Below are 12,304 nucleotides of genomic sequence, written 5' to 3'. Positions count from 1 at the left end.
TTTACGATTTTAATAATTTATCCAACTGCTCTCTTAACTCAGGATTTGAAGGTCGCATTGCATCAGCATTGATAATATTACCTTTGGTATCAAATAATAAAAATCGTGGAATTGCATTTACATCGTAGTTTTTTGCCACAGCTGAACCAAAATCTTTATCTGCCATTAGCTGTATACCTTTTAGATCCTCACTTTTGACGAAATCTTTCCATTTTTGGGTATCTTTTGCCTTATCTAAAGAAAGACTTATGAATACAATATTTTTACCGTGGTAGTCTTCTTCTAATTTTTTCATTGCAGGAATTTCACGCTTACAAGGACCACACCAAGTTGCCCACAAATCAATGTATACGTATTTCCCTTTAAAATCGGAGAAAGAAACGGGCTTATCGTTCACATCTTTATATGTAAACTCCAGTCCTTTTTGTCCAACACTTTTGTGCAATACTTTTTCATACTCTAACAAAAATTCTTTACTTTCCACAGATGTCATGTACGGTTTAATAGCAGGTGCTATTTTTTCGTACTCTTCAATTTTCATACGAGAAGTAGCCACGGCATTACGAAGAAAAGCATCTTTTAATGATGGGTCCGTGATATGTGTAATGGCTTCTACTAAATCCATACGTTTTTTCACATCTTCAGAATTATTCATGTGAACACTAAAAAAATAGTTCTCCATAAGGGAAACACCATTTGCTAATTTCAACAAATTAGGATCTGTAAATTTTTTATCAGCTTCCCATGTTTTTAGCACAGCAGGAATATTACCTTTTTTAGGAAAAATGGATCTTGGCATTCTGAAAAAAAGGTAGGTTAACTCCTCGACATCAGTAGCTACAGCTAATTTCAATAATTTATCAAAGTTGGCATCTTTTGTTTTAATACTTGCACTAAATGCATTTGCTCTGGCTAAACCACCATCCAACCAAGGATAAAAATCCAAGTACGATATATTACCTTTGAATTGAGCAAAAACCGCAAATTCGTTATACACACCGTTTGCTTTTTGTACCAACTCGTTATGACCTATGTTCTTGCCGCTTAAAACATAATTATCAGTATGTATCACAAGATCAATGTCTAATTTGGGTTCTAAATACAATCGGATTAGTTGATTTCTTCCTTTAAACTGCCCATAATCAACATAATAAAATCCAGGTTCTGCAATCGGAAGCATAAATCCAAATTCGCCAAGAGCATTTAATTTGGCAGTAGCCGTAGCCACTGGTTTTCCTCCCTCGGCTTTGTAAATAGTAAGTTCAGTAATTTTATGGTCAGGAATTTCAATTTTCCCTTTAATAAAAGCATATTCCGAATTGTTGGAAGCAAATCCAAATTGCACCAACAAAAAGGTAATTAGAATTAAATAATAAGCCTGTTTTTTCATAAGAATGTTTTTTAGTTATTTTTTTTTAAGTGTAATTAGTAATGATTGACTGTTTTGCTCGAGAATTACATCGATGCTTTCTTTGTTATTTTTTAATTTTTGTATGTTTTCAGAATGCAATAAATCTTTCGCTTCAAAGTCGCCTATTTGAATAACTTTTGCTCCTATAGTCACTTTTTTCAAATCTTCATTATTGGCTTTCAAAATCTTTTTCACGATAAGATTATTTTGATTATCAAAGCTCAATTCAAGTCCGGATAGGAAGAAAGAAAAAGCGGTATTATAATTTTTATTAGGTTCCAGATAGAGTGTTTTGTGTACCAAATCGATTGTAAAATTGAAACGCTTAATTAATTCGATTCCAAGGGAGCCATCGGCAGAAGCCCATTTTTGGTTATCTTCCTGGTATTCTTGTAAAGCAATAGTAACGTTCTTAAAATCATTTCCATTAATCGCAATATTTGGAATGGTTCCCCCAACAATTTTTGTTTGATGGCCTAAGCTAAAATTGGTAGAAGTATAATCTGGTTTTAAACTTTCCTCTAAATTAAATTCATGATTAAAAGGTCCATAAGCAATTAGATTATATCCCGCACCTGTATCAAAAGTAAAATCACCTTCTACGGTCTTTTTATCTGCAAAAGTCAAATTCATTTTTACTACCGGTAATCCTATTTTATAGTCAAAAAACAATGGTTTTGCTTTACCTTCGTAAACAAATTTTCCAAAATTATACAGGTTGATGGTCTTGGTATCAAAATTGACCTCGGTAATAAAATTGCGAAGTAAATTGGCACCGAATAATCCGTCAAATTCATCGCTTCTGGGAAAAATAACAAGCCCTTGATGGGTCAGCGTTTGATTACCGATACGAATGGTATTATTGGCCGAGTATTCTACCTGTTGGCTTCCTCCTACTACAGATGCCGATTTTTTATTGGTTACCACCACGCCTGCTTTGTAAGCACTGTCAGGATTTAAAGCCATTCCATCTGCACCAGTATCGAATTTCATTAAAAATTCCTTATCAGCATTGTTCAGTTTGATTTTGAGCGCAATTCCGCCTCCTATCATTTCAAAGGGAATACTGGCTACTTTTTTAACTTCGGCATTGCGGTCTACTTTATACAAGCTGTCAAAAAAACTAACATACAGCATTTTATTATCCTTATTAAAAACAATCTCTGAATCTTTCGCTTCTTTACCTTTAAAGAAAAAACGCACCGCCGTATGCGTTTCGCCTTTTACAACAACCGATTTTCCTTCTTGCAATGAGTCTAAATCCGGAAAAGCTTTAAAAATGACTTTAAAATAAAAATCATTTGAAGATGGGTCACCATAGCCCACACTAAATTCAGGAGCTAATAACTCTTTTACAGCGCTATAATCTTTATTTTGGTAGGCTTGCTCAAAAGCCTTTAAGGTTTTTGTAACAGTTACTTTTTGAGCATTCGATACTACCGTCGCTAACAACACCACCACCACCAAGAGTACTTTTTTCATATTTGTTATTTTCTAGTCTTTCTTATTTTTAAGATTTTGCAACATCAAAGTCTTTCATTAGACCATCTTGAAATTTCATCCATTCTTCTTCCGAAAAAACAGGTCTAACCTCCTCCTTTAGTTTTTTAAAAGACTCTAAATCATTTGCTTTTTCAAACTGGATTTTTTTTCGCTTTACGATAGTATAAACATGACTACTAACACTTGCACTTCCAAAATCTTTAGATAAAACCGCTATGTTTTTCAAAAAGAAATCGTCGTATTTATTGCCAACTCTTAATCCGGTAATAATTACAAAAGGAACTTCTGCCAGCAAAGAAGGCTGCGCTTGCAAATAGCTGTCGACAACATCAAACGGGACATTTCTTTTGTTTTCTAAGTAAGCGCTTTTATAGAATTCCGGATAATCCTGTTCTTGGATTTTAGGACTGTATTTTTTAAAAATTCCTTTTTGTCCCACATTTCTTTCCTCCTGCAATAACGCAAGAAATTGATCTGCCGATTTAAAACCCGCTGCATTATCGATTAATTGTCCATCAGCATTTAGAAACAAAAAAGTAGGAAAACCAGTAACACCATACTTCATGCTTATTTTTTTTGCGATTTCTTCTTTCAGGATATCAGACTTAAAAGTGATGTAATTTGCGTCTAAAAAGGCTTTCACCTTAGGGTCTGGAAAAACCTCTTTGTCCATTTGCGCACAAGGTGCACAACCTGTAAAATACAAATCGACTAAAATTAATTTATGCTCTGCAGCGGCTTTCTTTTTGACCAATTCCCAGCTTTGATCTACAGAAGAAGTTTGCGCATTTAAGGCAATAAAAGGACAGGCAAGCAGCATAACTGCACTTGCAATTTTGAAAAAGAGTTTCATAAAATAATTGTTTTTTTTAGAAGCCGAATGATTTTTGAGTGTTCATTTGGCTTCTGTTTTTTTTGAGTTTTAAATTTATCTTTGGCGATAAGCCACATCAACGATTTTACATAAACCTTCGTAGGAGTTTTCTAAAATCAGATCCCCATTCACAGGAGGAACCGTGTACAATTCTAATTTCCCTGTGGTACCGTAACTCCCCACAATTAGTTTTTTAGTGTTATTGGTAGCTCTTGCATTAAAATTAATATACGTAATTTCTTCTGAGCCTTTGTCCAACATCAACTTAGCCGATTGTATTCCGTTATCGTACTCATAAACTTTTCCACCTACAGCATAGAACAAATAGCCGGAATCGGGACTCACCGCGAATTTGGCTGCTTTGTCAAAATCGGGTGCGTTTAGGATTTCCTTATAATAGGTCTGATTCAAACCTCTATTGAAGCGCAACAAATAAAACTTACCGTTCGTCCTATTCTTCAATACCGCAAAATTTTCACCGCCATTAAAACCAGAGGTAGTCATGTACACCAAATCACTATTAGTATTGTTCCAGTCTAAGGTTGTCGAAGAGCCTGCAACAGGTGGCATTATAGAACAATTTCCTTTTGAATAATTATAACGTACAAAGCGCCGTAAATCTTTATCATAAAAAACTGGGGTACCTATTGTTCCGCCATTTTCTGCTATAAAAGGAGCTGCATAAAATGGCTTTGTTTCGGTATCTACTATATTTTGTGGCAAACCATATTTAAGCTGATAAACCCTGTAATAAAAATAAATATCCCCTTTACTATAAATAAAGTTCTCCCCGCCTTTAGGTGAATTCATAAAATCGACACCGAAATTTGTTGCAAAAGTTCCGCCAGAAGTTTCGTAAGCAATGTTCTGTGCTTGTACCCAACCAAATGAGTCTGGATCAATTCTGGAAGTACCGCTTTCAGAAGCCGTTACATATATACCATACAAAATGGGTGTAGAAATTGGTGTTGAAAAACATTCTACATCTACCGCCTTACCTTCTAATTTGAGTGCTGATCCAACATTATCTAAAACATCCGTAATAATTCGTGGTGTTGCCACACCTGGAAGTATCGAGATCATATCCAATCTTGCTTTTCCATCGACATCACCTATAACCATCCAGCCTTCATAAATGGAAGAAACCACATTTAACTTAAAAGGAGTTTGTTGCCAGGTTACACCAGTAACCAAATCTTTTACTGAATAATAAACGGTGTATTGAGCAGGCGGTAATTTTAAAAGGGTATCCAAATCTTTCGTTGTAGCGATAACTGTTTTTGAATTCGCCGGTAATTGCAGAGGATCTATTGCAAGCCATTCATAAGAATATCGCTTTGGATCCTTGTTATCATCCATGGTTGGGTTTAGTTCAGGTTTAATCGTAAATAGCTCTCCTGTGTAAGCAGTATATTCTTCGTTTATTCCGGTCACATGAATTTCGTTAATGTCATGGTAGGCATAATTGCCTTCGTCTGAAGTACAACTCCACCCGAAAGTAAGGAGTACTAATAATGCAAACTGTATTTTTATAATTTTAATCATTGTCGTAGTTTTTTAGTTAGAACGATTTATTTAAGGAAAGTACATTTCGGTACCATCATCTTCATAAATAGTGTTTCCGGAAGCTTTTTGATCGGCCAAGTAACGCTTCATAAAGTCTCGGTAATATGAAAAATCGGATATACCTAAACCTGGCAAACCCCGGTTTTGATTAAACATAGACGGATCTAAGCTCATCAAATCACACATCAAAAATAATTTTTTGGCAGTAAACACCCCTAAATAAGGAACGTACCATCCAATTGGCTGTGTTAGCATATCGTCAAACGTGAGCTTAAAACGTGTAAAACTCAAGGTTTTTTGCGTCAGCACATTGGTTACCTTAGACTGCATGTTGGTTGCGAAATTCTCATTTGCTTCCAGATTTAAAACCAAGGTAAAAGGATGTTCTTTCATATCAGGGGTTCTTTTTACCTTTACCGCAATAGTATCTATTACGCTACCGGCACGCATTACTATATTTTCGGGTAAAGAAAAGTGAGTTCCCAAAACAGCCGAACTAGTAGGGTCAATAGCAACTTTTACTTCTCTATCGACATTACTCATAGTACCTTGCACTCTAATCGGAATGTAATAGGTTTTTTCAGTAACAGACTCATTATCGAAACCAAAACTAAACCCAGTACTATCTATAAGTGATCCATTATTTACAAGAGCGTATACTGCGGGTGAAAAATAAATGTTATCAGTACCTTTATAAGTATCAATTTCATCTTCGCTACAAGACGAAAAACCTAAAATGGCTAAAAACACTATACTTAAAAATGCTATTTTTTTCATATTCAATGTATTATATATTATTGAAAATTAATTTCAGAATCTGGTAATGGCACTACATATTTAAGCTCGTTCATCGTAACATTTCCTGATGCCGCAGAACCATTAGGTATAGAGGTTGTATTATTTCTTTTGTAATAGAAAAATAATTGTCCTTCTCCTATAAACTCTTTTTTATACTCCTTAGTAACCTCAGTAGTTACATTTGCTGTAAGAGGTAAATTAGTTAATCCTCTATTAAAACGTAATGTATTTAGAAAAGCGATAGCATTATCTTTTGTTGTAGCCGTTTCTGCAGCAATAAGATACATTTCTGACAATTTAAACATCGGAATTTGAAAGCGGAAATTTTTAGTTTTATCCACAACATCACTGTATTTAAAAAATGTTTTTTGTGTTTTTCCTCCAGATGCAGGAATTTTCCAGCTTGGTAAATTTCTATAGTCATTGTCGTTTGATTCAAATACGGCAGTCAGTCGATTTAAAAGTGGCGCATAAATCTTAGCATCTTCTAAATTTGCGTCAAATAAAGCTTGTTGTTTTACATATAAATTATAATCGCTAATGGCAAAGAAATTTTCGGAAGAAAATATACGATCCGGGTTAGCAGCATTGGTAGCCTCTAAAAACGGCGTCCAGGTAAAAAAGGAAGTGCTTTTTGCAAAATCAATTACTTCGTTAGCTACAACAGACGCTGCTGCAGTATCTCCCATGTACAAAAGAACACGTGCTTTTAAAAACTTAACTGCCATGTAATTCATTCTTAAACCCCTATTTTGGGAGTAATATGGATCACCATCAAATGCAGTTGTCGCCACATATTTTCCCGAAGTAAGCACGGGATCATTGGCTAAAAGCGACAATGATAAATCAAGATCTGCTAGAACTTTGGTTATCACTTCATCCGCCGGTAAAATCGGGTTGTTGACTGTTACTGCAGCATCATAATACGGAATAGCAGGATTAGAAGGAGCTACTTTATAGATAGGACCAAACAAGCGCAACATATCAAAATGCAACATTGCCCGAATAGCAGTAGCTTCCCCTTTCATCAAATCTTCTTTTTCTTGTGAAACTACCCCGTGGTATTCTTCAATACTTTCTAAAAATTTATTAGATGCTAAAATAGTCGCGTATGCTTTTTCCCAAATACCGGCAATAGTTACTTTTGGTTCTGGTTGTGTATAGGCATAAGTAGCCGTTAAATATTTACTATGTTGTGAATTCATATTGTACTGCTGTCCCCAAATTTCAACGGCATCCATGGTCAATTGTCTTCCGTATAGATTATCGTCAGCTAATAGCAGATACAGACCATTATGGGCACTCTGTACGCCATCTTCCGTACTATACGTTTGAGATTCTAAAATTTTATCTTGTGGTACTACGTCTAAAAAATCACTACAACTGATAGTCGTAAGTAATACAAGAAAAACTAATGTAATTTTATATATAAACTTTTTCATCATTACCTTATTAAAATGATACATTTATGTTAAGTGAAAAGATTCTGGAGAAAGGATAATCGGTACCTCTTTCCGCTTTTATGGTAGCCACACGAAAGAAATCGTTAGCAATCGCATTAAAACTAAGTCCTACTAACCCTGATTTCTTTAACCAAGCTTTATCCGTTATACGGTATCCAAAACGCATCGATTCGCCTGATATATAATCGTTTTTCTGAATGAAGCGTGATGAAATTGGAGTTTTCTCAGTCACACTAATCGCTTTAAATTGCGCCACTTGCCCTGGTGTGGTCCAACGATCAGTTAATGCTCTTACATCCTGATTGTTAAAAATATTGCTTCTGCTAATGTTTTCCACTTTATTATATAGTGCTGAATTAAATTGATCTCCACCAAAACTATAACGCATATATACTGAGAAACTAAAACCTTTATAATTTAAATTAGTAGAAATAACTCCTGTAGCAATTTCTCTTGAATTCCCCATTACAACCTCATCGCTTTTAACCAATTCAAAAGTAGTTTGACCATTCTTCTTCAAGAAGACCTCTCTTCCTGTGGCTGGATCAATTCCTAGCGAAGGCACTGCCCAAAGATCATTAGTACTTGCTCCATCATAATAACGGGTTAAACTAGTGGTATTTTGAGCCGCTTCATTAAGCGATGCCAAAGTATTATTAAAACCTCCTAATTCATTTTTTCCAGTTGATGACAATAAACCTACTCCCCAAATAATATCCTCTTTAGGGTTGTAAATAATATTGTAATTTATTTTAAGTTCTAAACCTTTTGTGGTAAGGTAACCTACGTTCATCGGATATGAAGTAAGACCTGTAGAAGAAGCAAGGTCAATAGCTACAATTTGAGGAGATGTTTTACGTTGGTAAGCGCCTAGCGTCATGGTCAATCGGTTTCTAAACATTCCCAAATCCAACCCTAAAGACAAATCTTTTGTCTTTTGAGGCTCCAAATCAGGATTGGCAACTTGAGACACATTTAAACCCGTTCCAAATACATTGGTATCAGCATCATAAGCATAGACATCGTAAGAAGCATAACCAACCAAATTTTGATTACCCGTTTCGCCATAGTTCGCTCGTAATTTAAAGATATTTACAATATCTTCATTCATTTTAAACTCGTTGTTCAAATTCCAACCTAAACCAACACCCCAATACGGTGAGTATTTTTGATTTGACCCAAAATTGGTAGAGCCTGAAATAGTTTGCGTAAAATCGAACAAATATTTTCTATCGTATGCGTAATTCACCTGATTTGTTAAATCGACATTTCGAATTAATTGATTAGAAGTTCCTGGTTTGGAATCTGCTTGAAAACCGAATGCAAAAGCGGGGTTTCCAGGTACTCCTGACGGAAATCCTCTCAGGATAGAACTAAAAAAATTATTGGTCGTCTCTAAAGCAGAAGCTCTAATTGTATAATTTAAAGAATGAACATTATTAAAAACACTAGAATAGGTAGCTCCAATATTAGCGTTCCATTTTTTTACGGTTTTTTCTTGTTGCGTATAACTTCCTTTTTCTGTTGCTATCGTATTAACATACGCTGTGTTATCGGGTGAAACAAAAATATCAGTATCGGTTGTATTTCGTGATACCGAAATGGCACCGGTAGCTTTAATATGCTTATTTACATCGTAATTAATACCAAAGTTGTTCGTGAAATTAAACACATTACTTTTGTTAAAGCTAGGCAACGAAACATTATATAGCGGATTTGTCGGATTGTTAAGCACAATATCTCTTGAAGTTAAAGGAACATTTCGACCATCCAAGTACAGTGTTGCTACTCCGTTTTCATTATATTTTGGATAGTAGGGGCTCGCATTGGCATAAATATCAAAAGTACCATAAGGCGATTCCTGATTATCACCTCCAGAAACAAAGAAATTATTAGTGAAATTTAATTTGTTTTTTCGATACGTTAAGGTTGTATTATATCCCCAGGTATTGTGCTCAGAACCTTTCATAGTACCACTTAATGTTTTATAGTTTCCAGTAATATTAAATCGAAAAGCTTCTTTTCCTCCCCCTAACGACATACTATGCCCGGAAGTAATACCCACCTGAAGCGGCTCGCTTAACCAATAGGTATCAACTCCTCTACGTACAGCTGCCAAACGCTCATTATAAAGATTATTGTAAGCTAACTGAGTATAATCTGGGTAACCGACAGGAGCTATATAAGCCCCAGATAATCGCTCAAATTCAAGCTTTTGCTCTGCATTCATTAAGTGGTAAACACTTAAATCGGCAACTTCATAAGCTGAATTATACACATAAGAAAACTGCAAATTTCCGGCCACAGGTGCAGTGGTCTCAATTACTACAACACCATTTGCAGATCGAGAACCGTACAATGCAGTTGATGCTGCATCTTTTAATATTGTAATACTTGCTATTCTATTAATATCCAAATCGACTACTTGCTGTAAAGTTGTTGGAAAACCATCTAATATAAACAAAGGTTGATTTGGATCCTCTTTAAACTGACTGTCTAATTGACTTGCGTTTAAACTTGTCTGCCCTCGCACCTCGATAGTAGGCAACGTATTTGGGTTTGAACCTGTTATATTGTTATTTACTACTATAAAAGAAGGATCAAGAGATTTTAATGCCTGGACTACATTTTGTGTTGAAACTTGTCTTAGTTCTTCTCCTTTAAACGTAGTTACGGCACCCGTAATCAATTCTTTTTTACGAACTGTAACGCCCGTATTAACAGTAACTCCCTTTAACTCATTGGTTTCCTGAGCTAGCTTAAAATTAATTACTTTCCTATTATTTACATCAACAATGCTGTTTTTATACCCAATGTAAGTACATAGTAAGGTTCCGTTTACAGGAGCAATTATAGCATATTTACCATCAAAATCCGTTTGAGCCATTACTTTGGTTTCCTTCACTATGATATTAACTCCTGGGATTGGTTCATTTTGAGAATCCGTAACTAATCCTGTAATTTTAATTAAATCTTGCTGAACTGTGGTTACTTTTTGCTCTTTAATTTCTTTGACTACTATAGTATTACCATTGGCAAAGCTGAAATTGAAACCTTTTTTAGGAAAACTGGCTTCTAATAAATCACTTACCTTTATTTTTCCTTTCTTTAAATGTACTTTAGGCAAATTTTTAAATAAATCCTCCTGGTAAATAAAAGTGTAGTCTGTTTGTTGATGAATAATATCGAAAACCTCATCGACCGAGACCACTTTATCAGCGAGAATAGTAACTTTTGTGTTTTGCGAAAAAAGTTTTATAGGAGTAAAACCAAATAGAGTACTGCAAAACAAGAAAATAAAGGATCTCATAATGTTAATAATTAATCCTTTTCTACAAAAGAATAGGATTTCAGTTAATTTAAATTTCATAAATTTACATGTTAATTGGTTAGGGGTTTTAAATTCTGACCTTTTGACTAATACTAAAAAAAGGAATGAGGCGTGGTACCGTAGGAAGTCTAAGCTTCATTTCCTTTCTTTTTATTTGATGGTGATTTTGTGTTCTTTTATTTCATAGGCATTGATAAAATTTATGTTTTTGATGGTGGTTAATATGTCTTCGATTTTCTGATTTTTATTCAGTACTCCATTAAACTTTTCATTTCCTAAAGCTGGATCGGCAAAAATGATATCGACATCATACCAACGTGATAGAACTTTGGCAATATCCTTTAGTGGCATTCCCTTAAAAACAAACAATCCTTTTCGCCAAGAAGTCTCATTATACACATTGACTTCTGTTATTGCTATACCAGAAGAGTTTAAATTTATTTTTGACTGTTGGTTTGGTTTTAAAATCTCTTTCGATGTACCATTACTAATAGCTACTTTTCCTTTTACTAATGTGGTATAGATGGAACTTTCGTCGCGATAGGCTTTTACATTAAACTCGGTTCCAATAACTTCTACATTCTGAACTTGCGTTTTAACTTTAAATTTTGCGCCTTTATGCGCTGTACTTGGAGAAACTTCAAAGTAAGCTTCTCCATATAGCAATTCTACTTGTCTTGTCTCTCCTTCTAGAAAAGCAACCGGATACTTTAGTTGCGATTCCGAGTTCAACCATACTTTTGTTCCATCTGCTAATGTTACAAAAAATTGCCCTCCTCGTGGAATGGTTAAGAAATTAGTTCCTATTTTAGCAGCACTTTCTTTTACTTTTCCATCGTAAACAATTTGTTCACCATTCCCATTTACCGTATTGCTTTTGTAATTAGTGCCCTTTTCCAATGTCACTGTTGAACCATCTTCCAAGGTCAAGGTGGCTTTGCTACTGCCTATCTCGATAGGATTACTAACAACAACCGGAGTTTTAACCCCTGTATCTTTATCCAGGAAAAAATAGGAAAGGGAAAACAATGCCAGTACAGCAGCTGCCGCAGCTCCATATTTGTACCAAAATCTACGCATAGGAACTACTACAGATGTATCTTGAGCTATTTTTGTTTTTTCCAAAATAGCCAACCAAGCTTTGTTTTTATCAATCAACGTATAATCGGAAACTTTCTGAATGATATTTTCAAAATTTTGTTTTTTGGAAAATGGAAATTCAGAACCAAATTGTTGTAACTGCTCTTTTTCAGCATCAGTTAAAACTTTTAGTTTTTTCTTAATTATTAATTTAGATAAGTGAAAAATATCGTTCATTTCAATGTTCGCTTTCTTATAGAACAACAAACAAGTAAAAG

Annotated in this window: 8 protein-coding genes; all 8 read right to left on the bottom strand. The window is 34.7% G+C overall.

The annotated features are described in order from the left end of the window. Position 1: 1 nt before the first annotated feature. The 8 genes from I5M07_RS15955 to I5M07_RS00560 all read right to left on the bottom strand — a co-directional run bounded on the left by I5M07_RS15955 (position 2) and on the right by I5M07_RS00560 (position 12,263). The gene (locus I5M07_RS15955) at positions 2 to 1,390 is read right to left on the bottom strand and encodes a TlpA family protein disulfide reductase (RefSeq protein WP_233621900.1); all 1,389 of its coding nucleotides are present in this window, start codon (positions 1,388 to 1,390) and stop codon (positions 2 to 4) included. A gap of 15 nt (positions 1,391 to 1,405) precedes the next feature. Beyond that, positions 1,406 to 2,893: a retropepsin-like aspartic protease gene (locus I5M07_RS00590; protein WP_200104250.1), complete on the bottom strand. Its 1,488-nt coding sequence runs from the start codon at positions 2,891 to 2,893 to the stop codon at positions 1,406 to 1,408. 28 nt (positions 2,894 to 2,921) lie between these two features. After that, the gene (locus tag I5M07_RS00585) at positions 2,922 to 3,767 is read right to left on the bottom strand and encodes a thioredoxin family protein (protein WP_200104249.1); all 846 of its coding nucleotides are present in this window, start codon (positions 3,765 to 3,767) and stop codon (positions 2,922 to 2,924) included. A 75-nt stretch (positions 3,768 to 3,842) separates the two neighbouring features. Further along, entirely contained in the window at positions 3,843 to 5,333 is a 1,491-nt protein-coding gene (locus I5M07_RS00580) for a PKD-like family lipoprotein (RefSeq protein ID WP_200104248.1), read from the bottom strand. Between the two features lie 30 nt (positions 5,334 to 5,363). Continuing rightward, positions 5,364 to 6,131 (bottom strand): DUF4843 domain-containing protein, encoded by a 768-nt coding sequence (locus I5M07_RS00575; RefSeq protein WP_200104247.1) that lies wholly within the window; start codon positions 6,129 to 6,131, stop codon positions 5,364 to 5,366. A 17-nt stretch (positions 6,132 to 6,148) separates the two neighbouring features. Then, the gene (locus I5M07_RS00570; RefSeq protein WP_200104246.1) at positions 6,149 to 7,594 is read right to left on the bottom strand and encodes a RagB/SusD family nutrient uptake outer membrane protein; all 1,446 of its coding nucleotides are present in this window, start codon (positions 7,592 to 7,594) and stop codon (positions 6,149 to 6,151) included. Between the two features lie 10 nt (positions 7,595 to 7,604). Continuing rightward, the gene (locus I5M07_RS00565; RefSeq protein WP_200104245.1) at positions 7,605 to 10,925 is read right to left on the bottom strand and encodes a SusC/RagA family TonB-linked outer membrane protein; all 3,321 of its coding nucleotides are present in this window, start codon (positions 10,923 to 10,925) and stop codon (positions 7,605 to 7,607) included. A 171-nt stretch (positions 10,926 to 11,096) separates the two neighbouring features. Next, positions 11,097 to 12,263 carry a FecR family protein gene (locus I5M07_RS00560; protein ID WP_200104244.1) on the bottom strand — a complete coding sequence of 389 codons (1,167 nt, stop codon included), beginning with the start codon at positions 12,261 to 12,263 and terminating at the stop codon, positions 11,097 to 11,099. Positions 12,264 to 12,304: the final 41 nt, after the last annotated feature.

This window comes from Flavobacterium agrisoli, from assembly GCF_016522065.1.
Taxonomy (GTDB): domain Bacteria; phylum Bacteroidota; class Bacteroidia; order Flavobacteriales; family Flavobacteriaceae; genus Flavobacterium; species Flavobacterium agrisoli.
This window is presented reverse-complemented; position numbering and strand designations above follow the sequence as displayed.